Here is a 22,145-nt window from a genome sequence, read left to right as displayed (position 1 = left end):
TTGTGGCACTTGGGAAGGGGATAAAGGTGCAGAACACGGCGCGCATTGCGATGCAATCGCCGCTATAGCGATTGAAACACGCGGTGGTGCAAAAGCCCAAGCAAACCCCCTTGCCCCCGCGCGCCTATCAGACTAGGGGCGTCAGCAGTCGGGGAGTAGCGCAGCCTGGTAGCGCATCTGGTTTGGGACCAGAGGGTCGTAGGTTCGAATCCTATCTCCCCGACCACTTTCGGCATATGCCCGCTCCAAAGCCTCGCAAATACGCCATTTCCTCCACTTGAGGTCAGTGGTCGGGAATCGTTTTGCGTGATCGTGCCCTGCCTTTGCTTGCACCATGGGGTTCGCCCCGGAGCATGGTAGCGATGGCCGTGTACCAAAGAGGTAGCGTCTTCTGGCGAAAGTCGCGATTGCGTTTCCGATGTGTTCCAGTTCAGCCTACTTCCAGCTCAGGTTACAAGGGTTCGCATCGTGCTGCGCACAGCATGCCCTTGAACGGGGCCGCGCCGAACTCCATCGGGCTACAAACCAGCACAACGCCCGATATCTGACGCTGGTTGCGACAGAACCAAGGCTGCTCGGCGGGAGCCAAGATAGTCATGCCGAACTGCAAAAACGTGGCCTGAGCACCGCCGATGCCGATGCCCTTTCGATTCTCTTGCAGAAACATCGATAGCTGAGTTCTGTCCAGCATCGACCGCGAACATCCGGCAGGACCCGACCAACTTGCGCCGATTAGCGTGGGTGCCGGGAACTTCGATTTTTACCAAAACCCACAATGCTCTAGGCGCGCTTTCTTGCAGCGGTTTGGCTGAAAATGTTGAATGTAACAACATGGTGCGGGCATCATTAGGCGGATCAGACCGGATGAGCAGAAGTTCTGCGCTTGCCCGACGGATAGGTTTCCGCATATCATAAAGCTACCGGGGCTCAAGCAACCTCCCGACCAGGCCCTACGGCCCAAGCCCTTGATGGCCAAGTGTTGCCTTGTTGGTCCGCTGCTCGGCGGATGGTAAGGCATAGGGCAAATGGCGATTTCCAGCACACCTCCTGATTTCCGTGACATGGTCTGCGTATTTGCGCGCATCGGTTTCCTAAGCTTTGGCGGCCCCGCTGGCCAGATCGCCCTGATGCACCGTGAACTGGTGGACGAACGGCATTGGGTGGATGAAGAGCAATACCTCCACGCATTGAACTTCTGCCACCTTCTGCCCGGCCCCGAAGCACAGCAACTGGCCACATGGATCGGCTGGAAACTGCACGGTCTGCGCGGTGGCCTTGCTGCCGGACTGCTGTTCGTGCTGCCTGGCGCGCTTATCATGCTGGCACTTACCGGCCTCTATGCCGTTGCCGCAGATCTTGATTGGTTTGTAGCGCTGTTCCTTGGCATCAAGGCCGCCGTTCTGGCCATTGTGGTGCAAGCCCTGCTTCGCATTGCCGGACGCGCGCTGAATACACGGTTCAAGCGGGGACTGTCGGTAGCAGCCTTCATTGCGCTATTTTTGCTTAACGCGCCCTTCCCACTGATCGTGCTGGGTGCAGGCGCAATCGGCATGGTAGTTGCCGCCGCGCGCCCTGATTGGCTTGCACTAAAGCCCAGCAGTGGCGCCCGTATCACCTCACCGCAGCCTTGGGGTCAATCCGTCCGCACCGTGCTGGTTTGGGGCACAATCTGGGCCGCACCCATGGCGCTCGTGCTTTTGACGCTGGGCCACAACCATGTGCTGTGGGATATCGGCAGCTTCTTCTCGCAACTTGCCGTGGTGACGTTTGGCGGAGCCTATGCCGTACTTGCTTACATGGCGCAGGAATCGGTCCAACACTATGGTTGGCTGAACGCGGGCGAGATGGCCGATGGCCTCGGCCTTGCCGAAACAACGCCCGGCCCGCTCATCATGGTCACGCAATTCGTCGGCTACCTTGCCGCATTCCGCGCGCCTGAACCATTTTCACCGCTGGTCGCGGGCCTGCTTGGTGCATTGCTGACCACATGGGTCACCTTCGCCCCCTGCTTCCTGTGGATTTTCACGTTCGCACCGTGGATCGAGCGTATGGAGCACTCCCCGCGTCTCAAAGGCGGCCTCGCTGCCCTGACTGCTGCCGTGGTCGGCGTGATCGCCAACCTGACCGCATGGTTTTTCATCCACGTTTTGTTTTCGGCCGTAACCGCTACACAGATCGGGCCGATGAACCTTAGCATACCGGTCTTGTCCAGCTTCGATTGGCGCGCCGCCGTGCTGGCCGCAATGGCCGCCGTGCTGCTGTTCTGGTTCAAATGGAACATCATCCGCGTACTGGCCGCAGCCGCAACGGGCGGGCTTATTCTCGGCCTAGCCGTTTGACAGCGCCACATGACAGGAGACGACACCATGAACCAGTTTTCACGCCGCGATGCGATGGGTAGCCTTGCCGCAGGTGTGGCCGGGGCGGTGGCCAGCACGGGCACAGTGGCGCAGGCGCAGATCGCAGGAGGGAGCGCCGCCTCCCCGGCCCTCCCCGCCTCCCCGGCCCTCCCCGCCTTCGCTGGCAATCACATCCCCAAACCGCTGCGCTTCGATCCGGCAAAGCTTACCGGTCTGTCGGAACGGCTGATCCGCTCGCACTGGGAAAACAATTATCAAGGTTCCGTCCGCGCACTGAACATGATCGAGGGCAAGCTGGCCGCAGCGATGGCCGACAAGGACTATCCGCCAGTCGCCTATGGCGGGCTGAAGCGCGAGGAACTGCACCGCACCGGCTCGGTCGTGCTGCACGAACTCTATTTCGGCGCGCTGGGCGGCAATGGCGTGGCAGGCGGCAAGATCAAAGCAGCACTTGGCGCAACATATGGCTCATTCGAGGCATGGGAGGCTGAATTTCGCCGCACGGCCATGTCGCTTGCGGGCGGTTCGGGCTGGTGCATTCTGGCATGGAACACGCACACGGCCTCGCTCCACAACTACTGGTGCTGGGATCACACCAATGGCCCTGCCACCGGTGTGCCGCTCATCGCGCTCGATATGTATGAGCACGCATTCCACATGGATTACGGTGCGGCTGCGGCAAAGTATGTCGATGCTTTCATGCGCAACCTTAATTGGGAGATCGTGGAGACGCGGTTCAGTTCAGCCGTGACGTGAACGCAACGCCGTCTCCAAAATTGCCTTGAAACTCCACTCGGTCCCGCGCAGTAGGCGAACTTATGCGGATTGCCATCGTCGATGAAAGCGCCAGCCGCGCCGCGGTGATCCGCGAAGGGCTTGCAGCACTCAATGACTGCGAAATCTTCGTAGTGACAGAGAGGCGCGGCCTTGTGGCCCGCATCGGTGAGATCGCGCCAGACATCGTGCTGATGGACCTCGGCAACCCTTCGCGCGATGTGCTGGAAGAATACTTCGCTGTCAGCCGCGTGCTGGGCCGCCCCATTGCCATGTTCGTGGATGAAAGCGACGAGGAATCGATCGCCGCCTCGGTCGATGCAGGCGTTTCGTCCTATGTGGTCGATGGCCTTGCCCCGCACCGCATCCGCCCTATCCTCGATCTGGCCGTCCGTCGCTTCAACGCCTTCTCCCGCCTCCAGTCCGATCTGGCAGAGGCAAAGGGCAAGCTGGCCGACCATGAAGTGATTTCCAAGGCCAAGCGCATCTTGATGGACAGCCGCGGCTTTACCGAACCGCAGGCCTATACCGAACTGCGCAAGACCGCGATGAATCAAGGCAAACGCATCGCCGATATTGCCGAAGCAGTTGTCACCGCGCACCAGCTGATGGGAGGGAAATGATGGCCGAAAACGCCCCGAATGGCGAACTAACGGTCGGCTTCCTGCCACTGGTCGATGCCTGCCTGCCCATCCTCGCGCGCGAACATGGCTTTGCCGAAGCCGAGGGCCTGTCCCTGCGCCTCGTGCGTGACATGAGCTGGGCGACAGTGCTTGATCGGCTGCTTTACGGCCACAGCGATGCCGCGCACATGGTCGCCCCGCTAGCCATTGCCACCACACTGGGTCGCGGTCGCCCGGCACAACCGCTGTCGGTGCCCTTCGTGCTGGGTCTGAATGGCAATGCGATTACGATGCGCCCCGATCTGGCGCGCGCGGTAAACCCGGCGGGCGGCCTGGGCGATCCGGCGGCGGTGGGTGCGGCGCTAAAGGCCCACATCGCAGCCTCCGGCCAGAAACTGCGGTTCGGTGTGGTACACCGTTATTCCAGCCACAACTACATGCTACGCTACTGGCTGGCCGCGTGCGGAATCCGCCCGGATGTGGACGTGGAAATCACCACCGTCGCCCCGCCGTTTTGCGCCGATGCGCTGGAATTTGGTGAAGTCGATGCGATCTGCGTGGGCGAACCGTGGAACAGCGTGGCAGTGGAACGCGGCACCGGCAAGATCGTGATGGTCACCGCGCAAATCTGGCGGCGTGGCGTGGAAAAGGTCCTCGCCTTCCGTGAACCGGTGATGGAAGCCCGCCGTCCGCAGGCCGAAGCGCTGATCCGCGCGCTGCGCAAGGCCGGTGAGCACTTCGTCGATCCCGCCAATCTTGAAGCCAATGCGGCGATACTTGCGCGGGCAGAGTACCTCGATGGCGATGCTACGCTAATCCGCCGCGCCATTTCAGACCGGCTCCTGCTCCGGCAGGGTGGCGATCTGCTGCATTATCCAGACTTCATGTTCCAGCACCGTGAGGCTGCGAACTTCCCTTGGGTCAGCCAGGCCGAATGGCTCTACAGCCAGATGGTGCGGTGGGACGGGCTGGAATTCGACTCAGGCGATGCCCGAAAAGCGGCCCGCGTATTCCGCCCTGATTTATACCGCAGCGCACTATTGGGCACAGGGGAGCCGTTGCCGGGCGCCAGTTCCAAGGTCGAAGGCAGCCTTGCCGGACCCACTTCAGTATCAATGCAGCAGGGCTTTATCACGCTGGAAAACAACAGTTTCTTTGATGGACGGCCTTTCGACCCAGTGTTGCTCGAATCCTACATACAGGGGCAGCGCTCTGCATAAAATTCTATTGCGGTGCAAAAAGCGCTTGCCGAATAGCAGCCGAATCACATAGCCTATAGGTCAAGCCGAGTGGTGCCGCCCAAGGATGGTCGGAAACATCGCAACCCGGCTCAGCATTTTCATCGCGTGGCAACGTCGCCGCCCAGACCTCCCCATTTCGGGATGCGTTCGGGCGGCTTTTTCGTGTTTGCCACGTCACTTCCAAGGGGTGTTCGAAGTGAACGGACGGAACACATTTAACCGGCGCAACATGGTCGCAGCGCTGCTCGCCGGCATCGCGCTGGCAAGCTGCGGCAAAAGCGGCGATGCGCCGGAAAAGCCCGCTGCTTCGGCCAATGGCATTGAAAAGCCGGTGCTGAAGCTCGGCTTCATCAAGCTGACAGACATCGCCCCGCTGGTCGTGGCGCAGGAAAAAGGTTTCTTCCGCGAAGAGGGCCTCACCGTTACGCTCGAACCACAGGCCAACTGGAAAGTCCTGCTCGATGGCGTGACCGACGGTCAGCTTGATGGCGCGCACATGCTGGCAGGCCAGGTGCTGGCTGCTGGCGCGGGCATCGGCAGCAAGGTTCCGCTGGTTACGCCGTTCTCGCTCGACATCAACGGCAAGGGTGTGACCGTTTCCAATCAGGTGTGGGACATGATCGCACCGACCCTGCCAAAGGGAGCCGATGGCAAGGTGCAGATGCCAATTTCAGCCGCTGCGCTGAAGCCCGTCGTCGCCAAGTTCAAGGCTGAGGGCAAGCCCTTCAAGATGGGCATGGTCTTTCCCGTCTCCACTCATAACTATGCGCTACGTTATTGGCTGGCCGCTGGTGGGCTGAACCCCGGCTTCTATCTGCCTGCCGATACCGCTGGCGTCACCGCTGCCGATGTGCAGCTTTCCGTCACTCCGCCGCCGCAGATGCCCTCCACGATGGAAGCCGGCACGATCAACGGCTATTCGGTGGGTGAACCTTGGAACCAGGCCGCTGTTGCCAAGAGGATCGGCGTGCCGATCATCGTTGACCCCGATATTGCCGGGACCACGGGTGACAAGGTGTTTGGCCTGACTGCCGATTTCGTGAAAAAGAACCCCGGCACGGTCAAGGCGCTCACCCGCGCGCTGATCCGCGCTTCGATGTGGCTCGATGCCGAAGGCGGTAAGAACCGGCCTGAAGCGGTAAAACTGCTCTCTAATTCCAAATATGTCGGTGCCGATGAAAAGGTGTTGATGGCGTCGATGACCGGCAAGTTCACATTCGGCGCAGGCGACACCCGCGACACGCCGGAATTTAACCTCTTCTTCGATCAACAGGCGAGCTATCCGTTCTATTCGGACGGCATCTGGTTCCTCACGCAGATGCGCCGCTGGGGCCAGATTTCGGAAGACAAGACTGACCAGTGGTATCTTGATACGGTCAAGTCAGTCTATCGCCCTGACCTCTATGACGAAGCTGCCAAGTCGCTCGTCGCCGATGGCAAGGCCAGCGCCGATGCCTTTCCGCAGACCGATGGCTTCCGCGTCTATACCCGCAAGGCCATTGATGGCGTGGCCTTCGATGCCAAAAAGCCCGCCGCCTACGCCGCCAGCTTCGCTATCGGCCTGAAGCCGGGCCAGAAGGTTACGCCTGCGGGCGTCAAGTAAGACAGGAATAAGCCCATGAACGCCGTACTGCTCCGCAAGGACGAGTTCCTCCAGAACCTGCCGCAGGATAAAGAAGAGAGCCAGTCTCTCCTCCCGATCCCAGAGGAAACACCTGTGACCGCATCGCTCAAGCTTCCCTTCGGCATCAAGCTTCCGGCAGGGCGGGCAGTGTTTGAATCGCTGTGGCCGCCGCTTGCCGGGATTGGCGGCTTCCTCCTGCTGTGGGCACTATTGGCACCGCTGGTGCAGACCTCGCTGGGGGCATTGCCGGGGCCGGGCGATGTGTGGACCGCGTTCGGCGGTTTGATGGAAGAAAACGCAGCGGCGCGCGTGGCTGAAGCCGAAGCAATTGCTTCAGGCTATGGATACACCGGCCCGCCAACCTTCATCGATCAGATATTCACCTCGCTGGAAACCGTTGCCGCTGGCTTTATTCTGGCCACAATCTTTGCGGTGCCGCTCGGCCTTGTTGCGGGCATGTCAAAGCGGGTCAACGCGGCCATCAATCCGCTGGTGCAGGTGATGCGTCCGGTCAGCCCGCTGGCATGGCTGCCGATCGTCACGATGGTCGTCTCTGCCTCGGTCACCAGCGACGACCCGACTTTGGCCAAAAGCTTCATCATCTCTGCCGTAGTCGTAATGCTCTGCTCGCTGTGGCCAACACTTATCAACACCGCCATCGGCACGGCCAGCATCGACAAGGATCTGATCGCGGTGGGCCGGGTGCTGCGCCTTGGCTGGTTTGCCAAGCTCACGCGTCTCGTCCTGCCATCGTCGCTGCCTTATATTTTCACCGGGATGCGCCTTTCGCTCGGCACCGGCTGGATGGTGCTGATCGCCGCAGAAATGCTCGCCCAGAACCCAGGCCTTGGCAAGTTTGTGTGGGATGAATTCCAGAACGGGTCTGAAAAGTCGCTGGCGCGCATCATGGTTGCGGTCGTCGTGATCGGCCTGATCGGCTTCGCGCTCGACCGCTTGATGATGGCCATGCAGGCCTTCGTCAGCCGCAACCGCAACGTCTGAGGAGCAACCATCATGGCCACGATCCTCTCGCTCAACAATGTCCGCAAGAGCTATACCGGCAAGGCGGGCGGCGTTTCCGAAGTTCTCGGCGGCATCGACCTTGATGTTGAGGAAGGCGAATTCATCGCCATCCTCGGCTTCTCCGGCGCGGGCAAGACCACGCTGATTTCGGCCATTGCTGGCCTAGTCGAACCCGATGCGGGCGAAATCCTGCTGCATGGCAAGGCGGTTGATGGGCCGGGCAAGGATCGGGGCCTCGTATTCCAATCCTATTCGCTGTTCCCGTGGTTGACCGTCGAACAGAACGTCGCGCTGGCGGTGGACGCAGTCCACAAGGACCGCAGCAAGCAGGCGCGGGCTGATCTGGTGCGGCAGAAGGTTGAACTGGTCGGCCTTGGCCACGCGATGGACCGCAAGCCCGCGCAGCTTTCGGGCGGAATGCGCCAACGTGTTTCGGTGGCCCGCGCCTTGGCAATGGAGCCTGAAATACTCCTTCTGGATGAACCACTTTCGGCGCTCGATGCCCTCACCCGCGCCAAGCTGCAGGACGAGATCGACCGTATCCGTGAAGAGGAAAAGCGCACGATCATTCTTGTCACAAACGACGTGGACGAAGCGCTGCTGCTGGCCGACCGTGTTGCTGTGCTGACTCCCGCCCCGGCGGCGCGGATTGGCAAGATATTCACCGTCAATCTGCCCCGTCCACGGGATCGCGAGGCGGTGAACGATAGCGTTGAGTTTCAGGCCCTTCGCACGGAAATCGTTACCTATCTTGGCGGACTGGCCGGTGACAAGGCAGCGCTCGGCAGCGAAGCGGGAAGACTGCCCAACATCATCCCGCTCGATCTTGCCCCGCTGCCCAAGGCCTATCAGGACGCGGCGAAAAAGGGCGCGACCCGGCGCTACATGGAGTTCTGGAAGCTTCACAAAGTCTATCCGACGCCCAAGGGTCCGCTGACCGTGGTCGAAGACTTCAACCTGTTGATGGACAAAGGAGAATTCGTTTCGCTGATTGGCCATTCGGGTTGCGGCAAATCCACCGTGCTGACGATGGCGGCGGGCCTCAATGAAATCAGCAAGGGCGGCATCATCCTGGACAACCGTGAGATTGACGTGGCCGGGCCGGACAAGGCGGTGGTGTTCCAATCGCCTAGCCTGATGCCCTGGCTTACTGCAAGGCAGAATGTAGCGTTGGGGGTGGAGCGGGTTTATCCGCATGCAACCCGTTCGGAACGCAGGGAAATCGTCGACTACTATCTGGAGCGTGTCGGCCTTGCCGACGCGCGCGACAAGATGGCGGCGGAAATGTCCAACGGGATGCGCCAGCGCGTGGGCATCGCCCGCGCCTTCGCCCTGTCCCCTCGCTTGCTGCTGTTGGATGAACCTTTCGGCATGTTGGACAGCCTGACGCGCTGGGATTTGCAGGACGTGCTGGTCGAAGTGTGGAACCGCACGAAGGTGACCGCGATCATGGTGACGCACGATGTCGATGAAGCAATCCTTCTGGCCGACCGTGTCGTGATGATGACCAATGGGCCGAACGCGACCATCGGCAAAGTGCTGAAAGTGGACCTTCCGCGCCCGCGCGACCGCAAGGAATTGCTAAAGCATCCAATGTTTTATGCCTACCGTCAGGAGGTCTTGCACTTCCTGGCGGAGTACGATCACGGGCCGAAATCGAACGCGGCCTGAAGTGCACCTAGCAGCACCTAAGCGCCGCTAAGGCGCACGAGAGGATGCCTGATCGGCCCAACTGAGGGGGTTCAGGTACAATGAAGAAGACCACATTCGCGGCGACGCTGCTCGCGTCGTCGATCGCATGCGCGCACCCTGCGCACGCCGCCGGAAAACCCGCTTTCGGTGATCCGATTCCGGTGGGAGAGGGGCTTACGCTCGATCCGATCATCGATGCGCGCATTCGGTATGAAGGCGTCGATCAGCCGACCGTCGATGCCGATGCGTTGACCTTGCGGCTGCGCACGGGGTTGGAATTGAAGCACGCGCCTTCGCATCTTTCGGTGCTGGTCGAGGCCGAAGGCACGCTGGGATTGGTCAATGATTACAACGCTTTTCCCTTCGCCCTGCCCGGCAGTTCGCAGCGCCGCCCGCAGTATGCCGTGGTGGCCGATGCCGAAAGCATCGACCTGAACCGCGCGCAGATCATGTACAAGGTGAAGAACTTCGCGCTGACGGTGGGGCGGCAGCGGATAAACCTTGATGATCAACGTTTTGTCGGTTCCGTGGCCTGGCGGCAGAACGAACAGACATTCGATGCTGTGCGCGCCGAAGCCACGCTCGGACCCGTTAGCCTTGATGCGACTTATGCGATCCAGCAGGATTCGATTTTCGGATCGGAAGCGGGACCGCGCCGGGCTATGGATGGCGCTTTCGTGTTCCTCCAGGCCAGCACGAAGGCGGGACCGTTGCAGGTGAAAGGCTTCTCCTACATCATTGATTATGATGAGGCTTTTGCTTTCGCCAATTCCTCGCAGACGTATGGCGGGCGCGTTTCTGGCAACATTCCGTTATCGAAGGCGGTGAAGCTCAACGTGCTGGCAAGCTATGCTCGGCAGATGGAGATCGGCCGGAATCCGGTGAATTATACGGCGGATTTCTTCGCGGGCGAACTGGGGCTGGGCTATCAAGGCTTTACCCTGACCGGCGGATACGAAAAGCTGGGCGCAGATAAGGCCGTGGGCAAGGCCTTCCAGACGCCGCTGGCCACGCTCCACAAGTTCAACGGCTGGGCCGATCTGTTCCTGACCACGCCGGGAAATGGGCTGGAGGATTACTACGTCACGCTCGCCAAGGTTCTGCCAAAAGTGACGGCGTTTCAGGGACTTAATGCCAACGTGACGTATCACGAGTTTCGCAGCGATGTGGGCGGGGTGAAGTTCGGCACCGAATGGGATGCGAGCCTGGCATTCAAGACCAAGAAGGTCGGCTGGCTGGTGAAATATGCCAATTACAACGCGGACAAGTTTGGCGTGGATCGGGAAATCTTGTGGTTGCAGGCTGAGGTGGCGTTTTGATTTTGCTTTGATGGGTTGTGCTGGGTGCTTCGACAAGCTCAACATGAGCGGATTCTTTGGGGTTGGAGATTTTTCTGCCGCTCATCCTGAACCTGTCGAAGTCCGCTCATCCTGAGCTTGTCGAAGGATCGACTTGCTGCACTGCAAAATAACGCTTGCAGTGCAGCGCCCGAATCGGTTAGCCAAGTGTCCGAAGGCCGATGTGCCGCCCAGAGTCGGGCGATCCAGCGCAAAGCCTGAACAATCAACATCGCGTGGCAATGTCGCCGCCCTGACCTCCCAATTTCGGGATGCGTTCGGGCGGCTTTTTCGTGTTGCGCGTCTGACAAGGAAGACCCGAGTGAACGCGCCTTCGACCCTAATGGACAAGGACCGCACCGCGCCTGTGAAGGAGCGGTTGGTGGTGATCGGCAACGGCATGGCCGGGTGCCGCGCGGTGGAGGAAATCCTTGCCCGCGATCCGGCCCGCTTCGATGTGACGATCTTTGGCGCGGAACCGCGCGTGAATTACAACCGTATCATGCTTTCACCGGTGCTGGCGGGAGAGAAAGCGTTTGAGGACATCGTCATCAATGGTGACGACTGGTACGCCGACAATGCAATCACGCTGGTGGCGGGCGATCCGGTGGTGTCGATCGACCGCGCGACGCGGACCGTGGTGGCGAAGTCTGGCCGGGTCGAACCCTATGACCGGCTGCTGATTGCGACGGGTTCCGACCCGTTCATCATCCCGGTGCCAGGCAAGGATCTGGTAGGCGTAGTGACGTTCCGCGATCTGGATGACGTGGATAAAATGCTGTCCGCAGCCGAAAAGGGTGGTTCAGCGGTGGTGATCGGCGGTGGCCTGCTCGGGCTGGAGGCAGCGCATGGCCTCTCGCTTCGCGGCATGAAAGTCACCGTCGTTCACCTGATGCCCACGCTGATGGAGCGACAGCTGGATGAAGCTGCAGGATACCTGCTGAAGACCGAACTGGAACGGCGCGGCCAGACCATCGTGACCGGCGGCGATACCGCTGAAATCGTTGGGCGCGATGGCCATGTTGCTGCGGTTCGCCTGAAGGATGGGCGGGAATTTACTGCCGATATCGTGGTGATGGCGGTTGGCATCCGCCCCGGCACAACGCTGGCCAAATCAGCTGGAATCGAGGTGGAACGCGGCATCGTGGTGGACGACCACATGGTGACGAGCGACCCGGCGATCATGGCCGTGGGCGAATGTGTGCAGCATCGCGGCGCCTGCTATGGTCTGGTTGCGCCGCTGTGGGACATGTGCCGTGCGCTGGCCGATGCGGCTTGCGAAAGCCCCAGCGGGTATGAAGGTTCGGTCACGTCTACCAAGCTGAAGGTTTCAGGAATCGACCTGTTTTCCGCCGGGGACTTTTCGGGCGGAGACGGAGCCGAAGACATCGTGATGCGCGATGCCGCGCGCGGGGTCTACAAGCGGGTGGTCGTGAAGGACAACCGACTGGTCGGCGCGGTGCTCTATGGTGATACGGCAGACGGCAGCTGGTACTTCGACCTGCTGAAAAAGGGCGAGGACATTTCCACCATCCGCGAGGCGCTGATCTTTGGTCAGGCTTTCGCTTCCGGGGGTGCCCTGCTGGACCCTAATGCCGCCGTTGCAGCACTTTCGGACGACGCAGAAATCTGCGGCTGCAACGGCGTTTCCAAGGGCAAAGTGATCGCGACGATCAACGCGGGCGCGTGCAGCCTTGATGCGGTGCGCAGCACTTGCAAGGCTTCGGCTTCATGCGGATCATGCACTGGCCTTGTTGAAAGTCTGCTGGCGCTGACGCTGGGCGGCGAGGTCCAGTCCGGGCCGAAGACGATGTGCAAGTGCACCAGCTTCAGCCACGATGACGTGCGCCGCCTAATCGGTGAAAAGGCGCTGCGGTCCATCCCGCAAGCGATGCAGGAATTGCACTGGACCACGCCGGATGGCTGCTCGTCATGCCGCCCTGCGCTCAACTACTACCTGCTGTGCGCATGGCCCGGCGAGTATGAGGACGACCAGAAGAGCCGCTTCGTAAATGAGCGCCTTCACGCCAATATCCAGAAGGACGGGACATATTCGGTGGTTCCGCGGATGTGGGGCGGGCTTACCAATCCCCGCGAATTGCGCGCGATTGCCGATGTGGTCGAGAAGTTCAACGCGCCGATGGTCAAGGTAACCGGCGGGCAGCGGCTGGATATTTTCGGGATCAAGAAGGAAGACCTGCCTGCGGTGTGGGCTGATCTGAACGCAGCAGGCATGGTTTCGGGCCACGCCTATGGCAAGAGCTTGCGCACCGTGAAGACCTGTGTTGGCAGCGAATGGTGCCGCTTTGGCACGCAGGATTCCACCGGCCTTGGCGTGAAGCTGGAGCGGATGACGTGGGGATCGTGGATGCCCCACAAGTTCAAGATCGCGGTATCGGGATGCCCCCGGAATTGCGCGGAAGCGACGATCAAGGACTTTGGCGTGGTCTGCGTGGACAGCGGCTACGAACTCCACGTTGGCGGGAACGGCGGGATCAAGGTGCGCGCCACCGACTTGCTGTGCAAGGTGGCGACCGAGGCCGAGGTGATGGACACATGCGCGGCCTTCATCCAGCTTTACCGCGAACAAGCCCACTATCTGGAACGCACTGCGCCGTGGATCGAACGGGTGGGGCTGGCCCACGTGAAGGCCGGACTGTTCGATGATGCGGACAGCGTAAAGCGGCTCGCCGCGCGGTTCCGCTATTCGCAAACCTTCTGTCAGGACGATCCATGGGCCGAGCGCGTGGCGGGCAAGGACGCGGACTTGCATCAGCACCTGGCCGAAGTGCGGCCCTTTTCGATCACGGAGTACGCGCAATGATCGGCGATTGGCTCGACATCGGTTCGGTGGACCAGATCACCCCCGGAACCGCGCGCACGCTGCCGGTAGTGGGGTTTGACGAAATCGCAGTGTTCCGCACGCAGAAGAACGAATTCTATGCGCTGGTGAACAAGTGCCCGCACAAACAGGGACCGCTTTCGCAAGGCATCGTCCACGATAATGTCGTCACCTGCCCGCTGCACAACTGGAACATCTCGCTGAAGACTGGCGAAGCGCTGGGCGAGGACAAGGGGTGCGTCCCCATCATTCCGATGAAGGTGGATGCGGGGCGGATGTATTTGCTGCGCTCTGCCGTGGTGGGGAAGCGGGCGGCTTGACGCAGGTTCGCACCACTTGCGCCTATTGCGGCGTCGGCTGCGGCATCGCTGCCGAGGTGACGGGCGAGCGTTCCGTCACCATCCGGGGCGATGCGGGGCATCCGGCGAACTTTGGCAAGTTGTGTTCGAAGGGCACGCATCTGGGGGAGACGGTCTCGCTTGATGGCAGGCTGCTGCACCCGATGATCGGGGAACGGCGCGCGGGGTGGGACGAGGCTCTGGATCTGGTGGCGGGCAAGATGCGCGATTGCATCGCGCAGCATGGGCCGGACAGCGTGGCGCTTTACGTTTCGGGGCAGTTGCTGACCGAGGATTATTACGTCGCCAACAAGCTGATGAAAGGCTTTGTCGGCAGCGCCAACATCGACACCAATTCCCGCCTGTGCATGGCCAGCGCAGTGGCGGCGCACAATCGCGCGTTTGGTGAGGATATCGTTCCGGTCACCTATGACGATCTGGATGAGGCGGACCTGATCCTGCTGGTGGGATCGAACACTGCGTGGTGCCATCCGGTGATCTGGCAGCGGATCGAGGCGGCGCGGGAGAAGCGCGGCACAAAAATCGTGGTGATCGATCCGCGCCGGACCGAGACGGCTGAGCAGGCGGACTTGTTTGTTCCCGTCGCGCCGGATGGGGATGTGGGGCTATTTAATGCCTTGCTGGCCGAGATGGCGGCGCGGGGGTTGGTGGGTGAACATGCCCACCCCCAACCCCTTCCCCCTGCGGGAGGGGAGAATGGCAGCGTGTCAGCGGAAGTGTTTGCCGCGCTGGCCGATCTCGTCGCCGCACATCCGCGCATGGTTACGGTGTTCTCTATGGGCGCGAACCAGTCTGTTGCAGGGACGGACAAGGGCAATGCCATCATCAACCTGCATCTGGCGACAGGGCGGATCAATGTGCCGGGCGCGGGGCCGTTTTCGATGACCGGGCAGCCCAATGCGATGGGCGGGCGCGAGGTGGGTGGCCTTGCCAATATGCTGGCGTGCCATCTGGGCTTTTCGGAGGAGGAGCGCGCCGATGTGGCGGCGTTCTGGCAAGCTCCGCGCATGTGCAGCGGGCCGGGGCTGAAAGCGGTGGACCTGTTCCGTGCGGTGCATGACGGACGGGTGAAATTCTTATGGGTGATGGCGACCAATCCCGCCGTGTCGATGCCCGATGCAGGCTTTGTACGCGAGGCTTTGGCGCGGTGCGAAACGGTGGTGGTTTCGGACGTGATGGCCGATACCGATACGGCGAAGTTTGCGCATGTCCGCTTGCCCGCGCTGGCGTGGGGCGAGAAGGACGGGACGGTGACCAATTCGGAACGCCGCGTCAGCCGTCAGCGCGCTTTGTTTGCCGCGCCGGGCGAGGCGCGGGCCGATTGGGCGATCATCGGCGATGTGGCGCAGCGCATGGGCTTTACAGGGTTCGACTGGGCCAATGCGGCAGACGTGTTCCGTGAATATGCAGGAATGACAGCACTGGCGGTGAAGCATGGCAAGGTGTTGGACCTGACCGGAAAGGCGGCTGTTTCCGACGCGGAATACGAGACGATGGAACCGTTCTTGTGGGGCGGGCGGCATCCGATGGCCGGACGTGCGATGCGGCATGTGCCGGTAGAGGCGCGTGTGCGGGCATTCGACACCGATTATCCGTTGCGGCTGAATACCGGACGCTATCGCGATCAATGGCACACGATGACGCGCACAGGCCTTTCGCCCACATTGGCGCAGCATCGGCGGGAGCCTTTGTTGGAAGTGCATCCCGATGATGCGGCAGCAGCGGGCGTGGTGGATGGCGCTTTGGCGCGGGTAGTTTCAGCCAGCGGCGCTTCGGTGTTCCGCCTCAACGTGACCGATAGGCAAGGCCGAGGACAAGTTTTTGCGCCCATGCACTGGACCGATACGATGGCCAGCGAAGGACGGGTCAACTTTTTGCCGGATCAGTTGGTCGATCCCGTATCCGGTCAGCCTGGCTTCAAAAACAATGCCTGCCGAATCGAGCCTGTAACGAGCGAATGGCGCGCTTTTCTGGTGCGATCAGACATACTGGCACCACTGGGTATCGTATGGTGGAGCCGCTCGGCCATCACCGGCGGATGGCTATACGAGCTGGCAGGCAATGGTGCGGTCGACGCCGATGCGCTGCTCCCTGCGGGCGAGCGTGTTGAAGCGGTGGATATGGCGCGCGGAATGCGGCGGCTGGCGGTGTTTGACAAGGATGGCACGCTCACCGCTGCGCTCTATGTCACGCGGATCGGGCAGCTTCCGGCGCGGGACTGGATTTCCGGCCAGCTTGGCACTGCGGGGGCCGCATTGCCCGAACTGCTGGCCGCGCGGCCCAGCACCCCTGCCCCGGATCGCGGACCAGTAGTCTGCGTGTGCCATGGAATTGGCGCAAAGCAAATCCTCGCCACGATAAAACAGGGCGCGGGCAGTGTGGCTGACGTAGGCAAGGACTGTGGAGCGGGCACGAATTGCGGATCATGCCGCCCGGCTATCGCCCGGCTGCTGCGGGAATGGAACGAGACATGCGCACAGCATCCGGGCGATGGTCTGGCCGCGCAATGGGAGGCAGCGGAATGAGCGATTTTCCTGACGGGACAGTGTGGCTGGTGGGCGCGGGTCCGGGCGATCCCGAACTGCTGACGCGCAAGGCAGAACGGCTGATCGGTATGGCAACCGTCGTGTTTCATGATGCGCTGGTTAGCCCAGAAGTTCTGAACATGGCAGCTCGCGGCGCGCGGTTGGTGCATGTTGGCAAACGGTCCGGGAGGCATTCAAAGGATCAGGGGACCATCGACAAACTGATCGTAGCGGCGGCACTTTGCGGTGATCGCGTAGTCCGCCTGAAAGGGGGCGATCCGGCAATTTTTGGCCGCGCGACTGAGGAACTTGCCGCCTGCCACGTCGCCGGCGTGCCTGTACGTATCTGCCCCGGCGTGACGGCGGCCAGCGCGGCTGCGGCAAGCCTTGGGCAGTCACTCACGCTGCGGGGGCTGGCACGCAAGCTGACTTTCGTAACGGCCCATGTGCGGGCGGGCGAGGCACTGGATCTCGATTGGGCGACGCTGGCGGATCCCGAGGCGACGTTGGCGATATATATGGGCAAGGCCGCAGCGAGCGACGTTTCGCGCCAGCTGATTGCAGCGGGTCTGCCTGCTGACACGCCGGTGGCTCTGGTGGAAAACGCAAGCCTGCCAACGGAGCGGCAATTCCATTCACGATTGGACCTTCTGCCATTGGTGGCCCGAACGGCGCTTGCCGATGGTCCGGCCGTTATACTGATCGGTAAGGCCATGCGGCAGGTATCACCGACATATCTGCCGTGGAGAGGTGAAGCAGCGGTAATGTGCGGGCGATGACGATAGGCGGTGAAGTGCCTCTCGGGCAGCTTTAGAACGCAAGACGAAGGGACGAAAAATCACCGCGATTGTTCGCGCAGTTTCGCATATGCTTTTTGTATTCTGATGGAAATCTCGACCATCTCTTCCCAGCCATCCGAAGATGGTGGGCGCGGCAGGGATTGAACCTGCGACCCCACCCGTGTGAAGGGTTTTCCACGGTGTCAAACGCTTATATCCCGTCACTTGCCGAAAGAACGGACCGTGACTCGACCGCGAACGAAGCGGAATTTTCTGACCATCTGCTGACCACCCCCAAACAAACCGGTAGCTTGGGGCAGTCGGGGGAAAGCGCCGTTGAACTCAAATTCGTGAACAGCGATGCCAAGCCCAAGACGGCAATCGTCCATTGCAGCAGATCGAGCGTTGCGTTGATCATGGCTTGGTATGGGGCTTATTTCGCTGGCGACCGATACGCGGTTTATGCGGATGGCGAGAGGTTGGCCAAGGATCGGAACGGGGAGCTGGTGGCATGGCCCCGCCCATTGCCGCCTTCATTGGCTTCCTTGCTGGCTACATTGCCTGCAACACAATGTGGCAATTCCTGATGCGCTTGCATGTCAAGCTGATTGATGAGCAGCGTAAATGCATCCGCGAACAGGGTGACCTGATCGACAAACTGGCTACGCGGTTGAACCTGCGAGGTGACGCATGACCCCGCCCGATCAAACCAATGCAGGTGGCTGGATGCCGCCGTTGTGTCTGTTCATCCAATTCAGTGAATGCGGCCAGCATATCCGCAAGTGGTCAAAGCACCATTTCGACGGCGCGACTGGCTACACCATTTACTGCACCCCCCACCCCACCCCACCGGAGCCAAGCGCATGACCACCCCGACGCATACGCTGGAGCCGTGCCCTTTTTGTGGACACACTGAGCCTGTCGTCGTGATTGGTCTAAAAGGACCAGATCACGGCTATGGCGTCCGCTGCGGATTTGGCACCTGTCACTGCGCTATCATGCCACGGGGATTGTCGCGCGCCGAAGCCATCACCGCATGGAACACCAGAACCCCCAGCCACAGCCACAGCGATCTGGTGGAGGCTTTGCGGGGGCTTCTGGATACATTCATCGCCAACAAGCGCGCTGGTGGTTTTACCGACGAAACAATTGAGCAGTTTTCAGTTGTCACCAACGCCCGCGCCATCCTCACCAAGGCGGCAGAGCGATGAGCTACGATAGCGCGCCAACCATTGCGCAACGCAAGATCACCCGCCTTGATGAACGCATCGCAGAATTGCGGGCCAAGCGTGACGATGCCTTGCGCGAACGCGGGCAGGAACTTGGCTTCAGGCCGTGCGATGATTGCTTTGACGGCTTCTGCACCATGAACTGCTCCGACGTTCCAACCATCATGAAGGTGATGCCATGAACAGCATGACCCAACCTTACACCTGCAACCGCTGCGAAAGCCCGACCAAATGGAACGGTCTGTGCAGCGACTGTATGCTGGCCGAATTTGAAGGCGATGACGATCAGCAATGCTGGCAGTGCCACGGCGAAGGCTACACCTACGATTGCTTCGAAGAATGGGCCTGTGTTGATCCTGAAAGCGGCTGCGACCTGTGCATGAGGCGCTGTGATGTTTGCCGCCCCCACACCCCCAAGGAGCCACCCCATGCAGGATGAAGTGACGCAGGCTGACGAACTGCTTGAACAGCTTTCCGATGAAGCCGACCTTTGCCGGAATGACGGCGCAAACGACATTGCCGAACTGCTGGACAAGGCGCGGGAATGGATTGCCCGCCACCAAGCCGAACAGCGCGGCGGTGATGTGGTGGCTTGGATGTATGAGCGAGAAGCAGACGCCCACAATGAGCGCTGCGTCCTGCATTTTGAACACCGATGGGCCGCTGACGATCCTGCCCGGTCAGTTTGGGCTGAAACCCCCCTCTACGCTCACCCCACCCCGAAGGCCGATGCGATGAGGGAGGCGTTGATCACTATGCGCAGTTTTGGTTGCCCTGTCTGCAATGGCGATTGCGGCAGTGCCAATCCACCTGTGATGTGCTGCCCGATGCAGATGATTGAAGAAGCCCTCGGAGAAACCGCATGACCGAAGTTGAAATCGCGGCGGGGTTGAGTGAGGCGCAGAAGCGGGCGGTGCTTGACGACATGGATTGCACCATCCGCATTGGCCTTGATCTCGTGGACATTGGCTTGGCTGACTACGAAACAAACTATGACGACGACATGTTTTTTTGGCTCACGGACAAAGGCCTATCCGTCCGCGCAATCCTTCAGGAGCAATCAAATGACAGATAGCACGGTAGAGCAGTGGGCCAGCGATTTGGTTGAACAGGTTATCCCGGCGTGGTGGAAGGATAGCGAGGGCGTTGACGGCGCTTGGCATAGCCCCGCCGCCGCTGCGATCATCCAGCGTGCTTTTGAGGAGCGAGAGCGGGCGTTGCGCGGGGAAATGGCAATGGTTCAGCAAAGCCATGATTGGCTTTATGGCGAAAAGCAGAGGCTTGAGAACGCGCTCAAGGACATTGCAAGCCGTGCCCATGCTCACTTGCCATCAAAGGACGCACCCCATGATTGACCTGACACTAGAGCAGAGGGCGGAGGGGTGGCGAGTGCATGATGGTGGGCCGTGTCCGGTGACTGACGATGTGATCGTCAAAGTGAAATTTAAGCCGCGCTTCAATTCCGAAGTAGAGCGTTCAACAACATCGGGACGAGCCGGATTTTGGCGAACTGTCGGAACAGACTGGTGGAGGCATCAATCGCCAAACGAATGGAACCGCATCATCGCCTATCGAGAGGACCCCAAGCCATGACGATCACACCAGAGGCGCTGGAAACATGGGCCAACATCGTCATGCACGAGGAAGGTCAATTCGATCACAAGGCACTTTGCAATGTGCTAGGTGAGATCGCCACTGCCCTCCGCACCGGCCAGCTTGTCCTTGTGGACGATGGGGCGGTGGAGAGGGTGAAAACCAGTTTCGTCATGCAGATGGAAGCGCGGGCAGACGACACTACGCCGTCATCTGTGCATCGCGACCAAGGCCACGTTTGGCTTGAAGGTTGGTTCGATCTGCCCGCCGCCCTCGCAGCCCTACAGGTGAAGCCATGACCGACCCACGCACCGCGCTGGAAGAGACGTTCAAGGCGATCTATCCGCCGCCGCCTGCTGAGTGGCACGATTGGCCTGAGGACCGCATCGACGAAAAGCGGGCAGAGGACATTGCATCCTTTACCGCGTGGCTTGATCACCAGAAGTCAGAGCAGAAGTTCCGCCGCTTCCTCGACGCAGAAGCATGGACAGACGCGGCGTTGATGCTGGTGCCGCAGAATATGCAGTGGTCAATTACGAATTACCGCTCGCCCAAGACTGTTGCGCAGGTGGGGGCATTTAATCAAGCAAGCGCTGCCCTTCCAGCCCTAGCCCTCGCAGCCGCCTGCCTGAAAGCAAAGGAGGCCGGTGATGGCCGATGAACTGGTAGAGGCGCTTTCGGATGCTATTGCCGTGACATTCCCGGCTTATGGTGCAGATGAAGAACAACACGCCACTTGGCTAATACCAGAAATCCGCGCCCGCCTGTGGTATAGGGGATGCACGAGCCCCGCACGCCTCTCGATGCGAAAGCCTTGATCAAGCGAGTAGTGAAGCGCACCAGCGGGGACCATCGAACTATTGAGCGTTAGTTAATAGTTCCCGCTCTACATGGGCAACACTGTGCGCACAGTGCCATGTATCGGGCTAGGCGAGGCGTCTAACGCTTCTCCGCTTCCGGGGCGGCAACGTCTCCGCAGAGGGCGGTTCTTTCGGGGGCCGCCCTTTTTACCGCACCGTAACGCTAAAGACCTGATCCGGCTTCTGACCATCCTGCAGCGTGGCCAGCAAAACGATTGTCGAGATCGTCCCCGCCGTGCCACCAGACATGCGAAACCGCAGCGTGCCGTCTTCTTCAGGATCTAGCTTCGTCGCCACCACATCGCCCATGGTGACGGCCACCGTGTAATCCGTCACCGGGTTGTCCGTGGTCACCATCGGCCAGTTCGTGATTGGCATGCGGATCACCAGAATTTCCGATGCGCCTTTTTCGTCCAGGACAATCATTCTGCGAACTCCTTTGGGCCATGCCGGGAAAGACACGCGCTTGCGCTGCGCTGGCCATGTCGTGATTTTACGCTGCGACGGCCATGTCACCCGCTTGCGTTGAGCGGGCGCGGTGATCAGGGGGAATACTTCGCCGCTTGGGTCGATGTAAGTGCCGACAAGCGCTGCCACGGGTTGCGCGAATATCAATCCCGCGTTGGTCGCTGAAATTGTGCCTGATACTACAGGGACCGCAAATGCACCCGCACCGCTGGCAATGGGCTGGCTGAACACAAGAGCCGGGCCGGTCGCTGCAATCGCACCAGAGACAGCGCCCACCGTTTGAGCGGCCACACCAGCAGCAATGGGCTGGGCAAAGACAAGTGCGGGACCGGTCGCTGTGATAACGCCCGAAACCGGCGAGATGGTCTGCCCGCCTGTTGCGCTCGCCATCGGCGCGTTGAACAAGAGTGTCGGACCGGTGGCTGTGATGGTGCCAGAAGCCGTGCCAATGGTTTGGCTTCCTGATGCGCTGGCAGTAGGTGCGGCGAAAAGCAGGGCCGGTCCGGTTGCTGCTATTGTGCCTGTTGCGGGCAGGGTGCCATTCGACGGTATCCAGCCAAGCGGCCCTACCGCGAGGGGCGAAAAGCCAAGCATCAGAAGTAGCTGATGATGATCGCGCGGCCCGCGCCGCCGTTTCCGCCCGCGCCGGAATCGCCCACATCGTTGACGCTCGATCCGCCACCACCACCGCCGCCGCCCGGTGTCTGGCCATTACCGCCGTCACCAGCCTTGCCGGTGATGCTCGATCCGCCACCACCGCCGCCTGCGCCTGCTTGCGTGAGATGCGCCGCTAAATCGCTACCACCAGACCCGCCG

General features: G+C 60.8%; 26 protein-coding genes, 1 tRNA gene and 1 pseudogene. 25 read left to right on the top strand and 3 right to left on the bottom strand.

Features of this window, described 5'->3' with window-relative positions:
* Nucleotides 1-149: 149 nt before the first annotated feature.
* Nucleotides 150-226, top strand: a tRNA-Pro gene (locus AC2A1F_RS12175).
* Nucleotides 227-451: 225 nt separating this feature from the next.
* On the opposite strand, the gene AC2A1F_RS12170 is transcribed toward AC2A1F_RS12175, so the two are convergent.
* The gene (locus AC2A1F_RS12170; RefSeq protein WP_484209063.1) at nt 452-691 is read right to left on the bottom strand and encodes a hypothetical protein; all 240 of its coding nucleotides are present in this window, start codon (nt 689-691) and stop codon (nt 452-454) included.
* 334 nt (nt 692-1,025) lie between these two features.
* Between AC2A1F_RS12170 and chrA the strand changes: the two genes are divergently transcribed.
* The 24 genes from chrA to AC2A1F_RS12050 all read left to right on the top strand — a co-directional run bounded on the left by chrA (nt 1,026) and on the right by AC2A1F_RS12050 (nt 20,819).
* On the top strand, nt 1,026-2,339 hold the full coding sequence (chrA, locus tag AC2A1F_RS12165) for a chromate efflux transporter (RefSeq protein WP_484209062.1): 1,314 nt from the start codon (nt 1,026-1,028) through the stop codon (nt 2,337-2,339).
* 27 nt (nt 2,340-2,366) lie between these two features.
* On the top strand, nt 2,367-3,116 hold the full coding sequence (locus AC2A1F_RS12160) for a superoxide dismutase (protein ID WP_484209061.1): 750 nt from the start codon (nt 2,367-2,369) through the stop codon (nt 3,114-3,116).
* Nucleotides 3,117-3,178: 62 nt separating this feature from the next.
* Complete coding sequence (locus AC2A1F_RS12155; RefSeq protein WP_484209060.1) at nt 3,179-3,757, top strand: ANTAR domain-containing response regulator; 579 nt, start codon at nt 3,179-3,181, stop codon at nt 3,755-3,757.
* Nucleotides 3,754-4,977 carry an ABC transporter substrate-binding protein gene (locus AC2A1F_RS12150; protein ID WP_484209059.1) on the top strand — a complete coding sequence of 408 codons (1,224 nt, stop codon included), beginning with the start codon at nt 3,754-3,756 and terminating at the stop codon, nt 4,975-4,977. The genes AC2A1F_RS12155 and AC2A1F_RS12150 overlap by 4 nt, the downstream gene beginning before the upstream one ends.
* Before the next feature lie 217 nt (nt 4,978-5,194).
* Nucleotides 5,195-6,601: a CmpA/NrtA family ABC transporter substrate-binding protein gene (locus AC2A1F_RS12145; RefSeq protein ID WP_484209058.1), complete on the top strand. Its 1,407-nt coding sequence runs from the start codon at nt 5,195-5,197 to the stop codon at nt 6,599-6,601.
* Nucleotides 6,602-6,616: 15 nt separating this feature from the next.
* Nucleotides 6,617-7,624, top strand: coding sequence for an ABC transporter permease (locus AC2A1F_RS12140; RefSeq protein WP_484209057.1), 1,008 nt, complete (start codon nt 6,617-6,619; stop codon nt 7,622-7,624).
* 12 nt (nt 7,625-7,636) lie between these two features.
* Nucleotides 7,637-9,316 carry an ABC transporter ATP-binding protein gene (locus AC2A1F_RS12135; RefSeq protein ID WP_484209056.1) on the top strand — a complete coding sequence of 560 codons (1,680 nt, stop codon included), beginning with the start codon at nt 7,637-7,639 and terminating at the stop codon, nt 9,314-9,316.
* Between the two features lie 80 nt (nt 9,317-9,396).
* Nucleotides 9,397-10,656 (top strand): alginate export family protein, encoded by a 1,260-nt coding sequence (locus AC2A1F_RS12130; protein ID WP_484209055.1) that lies wholly within the window; start codon nt 9,397-9,399, stop codon nt 10,654-10,656.
* A 361-nt stretch (nt 10,657-11,017) separates the two neighbouring features.
* Entirely contained in the window at nt 11,018-13,498 is a 2,481-nt protein-coding gene (nirB, locus tag AC2A1F_RS12125) for a nitrite reductase large subunit NirB (protein ID WP_484209585.1), read from the top strand.
* Nucleotides 13,495-13,836 (top strand): nitrite reductase small subunit NirD, encoded by a 342-nt coding sequence (nirD, locus tag AC2A1F_RS12120; RefSeq protein WP_484209054.1) that lies wholly within the window; start codon nt 13,495-13,497, stop codon nt 13,834-13,836. The genes nirB and nirD overlap by 4 nt, the downstream gene beginning before the upstream one ends.
* Nucleotides 13,833-16,400 carry a nitrate reductase gene (locus AC2A1F_RS12115; protein ID WP_484209053.1) on the top strand — a complete coding sequence of 856 codons (2,568 nt, stop codon included), beginning with the start codon at nt 13,833-13,835 and terminating at the stop codon, nt 16,398-16,400. The genes nirD and AC2A1F_RS12115 overlap by 4 nt, the downstream gene beginning before the upstream one ends.
* Nucleotides 16,397-17,179 (top strand): uroporphyrinogen-III C-methyltransferase, encoded by a 783-nt coding sequence (cobA, locus tag AC2A1F_RS12110; RefSeq protein WP_484209052.1) that lies wholly within the window; start codon nt 16,397-16,399, stop codon nt 17,177-17,179. The genes AC2A1F_RS12115 and cobA overlap by 4 nt, the downstream gene beginning before the upstream one ends.
* Nucleotides 17,180-17,690: 511 nt before the next feature.
* A complete protein-coding gene (locus tag AC2A1F_RS12105; RefSeq protein ID WP_484209051.1) occupies nt 17,691-17,873 on the top strand; it encodes a hypothetical protein in 183 nt (60 codons plus the stop codon).
* Nucleotides 17,870-18,046, top strand: a complete 177-nt coding sequence (locus AC2A1F_RS12100) for a hypothetical protein (protein WP_484209050.1) — start codon at nt 17,870-17,872, stop codon at nt 18,044-18,046. The genes AC2A1F_RS12105 and AC2A1F_RS12100 overlap by 4 nt, the downstream gene beginning before the upstream one ends.
* On the top strand, nt 18,043-18,390 hold the full coding sequence (locus AC2A1F_RS12095; RefSeq protein WP_484209049.1) for a Lar family restriction alleviation protein: 348 nt from the start codon (nt 18,043-18,045) through the stop codon (nt 18,388-18,390). The genes AC2A1F_RS12100 and AC2A1F_RS12095 overlap by 4 nt, the downstream gene beginning before the upstream one ends.
* Complete coding sequence (locus tag AC2A1F_RS12090; RefSeq protein ID WP_484209048.1) at nt 18,387-18,590, top strand: hypothetical protein; 204 nt, start codon at nt 18,387-18,389, stop codon at nt 18,588-18,590. Before AC2A1F_RS12095 ends, AC2A1F_RS12090 begins: the two co-directional genes overlap by 4 nt.
* On the top strand, nt 18,587-18,847 hold the full coding sequence (locus AC2A1F_RS12085) for a hypothetical protein (protein ID WP_484209047.1): 261 nt from the start codon (nt 18,587-18,589) through the stop codon (nt 18,845-18,847). The genes AC2A1F_RS12090 and AC2A1F_RS12085 overlap by 4 nt, the downstream gene beginning before the upstream one ends.
* Complete coding sequence (locus AC2A1F_RS12080; RefSeq protein WP_484209046.1) at nt 18,837-19,274, top strand: hypothetical protein; 438 nt, start codon at nt 18,837-18,839, stop codon at nt 19,272-19,274. The genes AC2A1F_RS12085 and AC2A1F_RS12080 overlap by 11 nt, the downstream gene beginning before the upstream one ends.
* Nucleotides 19,271-19,483 carry a hypothetical protein gene (locus AC2A1F_RS12075; protein ID WP_484209045.1) on the top strand — a complete coding sequence of 71 codons (213 nt, stop codon included), beginning with the start codon at nt 19,271-19,273 and terminating at the stop codon, nt 19,481-19,483. The genes AC2A1F_RS12080 and AC2A1F_RS12075 overlap by 4 nt, the downstream gene beginning before the upstream one ends.
* Nucleotides 19,473-19,763 (top strand): hypothetical protein, encoded by a 291-nt coding sequence (locus AC2A1F_RS12070; protein WP_484209044.1) that lies wholly within the window; start codon nt 19,473-19,475, stop codon nt 19,761-19,763. Before AC2A1F_RS12075 ends, AC2A1F_RS12070 begins: the two co-directional genes overlap by 11 nt.
* The gene (locus AC2A1F_RS12065) at nt 19,756-20,001 is read left to right on the top strand and encodes a hypothetical protein (protein WP_484209043.1); all 246 of its coding nucleotides are present in this window, start codon (nt 19,756-19,758) and stop codon (nt 19,999-20,001) included. The genes AC2A1F_RS12070 and AC2A1F_RS12065 overlap by 8 nt, the downstream gene beginning before the upstream one ends.
* Nucleotides 19,998-20,300 carry a hypothetical protein gene (locus AC2A1F_RS12060; protein ID WP_484209042.1) on the top strand — a complete coding sequence of 101 codons (303 nt, stop codon included), beginning with the start codon at nt 19,998-20,000 and terminating at the stop codon, nt 20,298-20,300. The genes AC2A1F_RS12065 and AC2A1F_RS12060 overlap by 4 nt, the downstream gene beginning before the upstream one ends.
* A complete protein-coding gene (locus tag AC2A1F_RS12055) occupies nt 20,297-20,662 on the top strand; it encodes a hypothetical protein (protein WP_484209041.1) in 366 nt (121 codons plus the stop codon). Before AC2A1F_RS12060 ends, AC2A1F_RS12055 begins: the two co-directional genes overlap by 4 nt.
* A complete protein-coding gene (locus AC2A1F_RS12050; RefSeq protein WP_484209040.1) occupies nt 20,652-20,819 on the top strand; it encodes a hypothetical protein in 168 nt (55 codons plus the stop codon). Before AC2A1F_RS12055 ends, AC2A1F_RS12050 begins: the two co-directional genes overlap by 11 nt.
* Nucleotides 20,820-21,008: 189 nt before the next feature.
* Here the strand turns inward: AC2A1F_RS12050 and AC2A1F_RS12045 are convergent, their stop codons facing one another.
* Complete coding sequence (locus AC2A1F_RS12045; RefSeq protein WP_484209039.1) at nt 21,009-21,923, bottom strand: hypothetical protein; 915 nt, start codon at nt 21,921-21,923, stop codon at nt 21,009-21,011.
* Nucleotides 21,923-22,145: pseudogene (locus AC2A1F_RS12040) on the bottom strand (hypothetical protein); the annotation flags it as partial. The pseudogene AC2A1F_RS12040 and the gene AC2A1F_RS12045, both read right to left, overlap by 1 nt.

The sequence above is a fragment of the Novosphingobium sp. HNCC26BN242 genome (assembly GCF_057180525.1).
The sequence above is the reverse complement of the archived record's forward strand: the minus strand, read 5'-3'. Positions and strand labels throughout refer to the sequence as shown.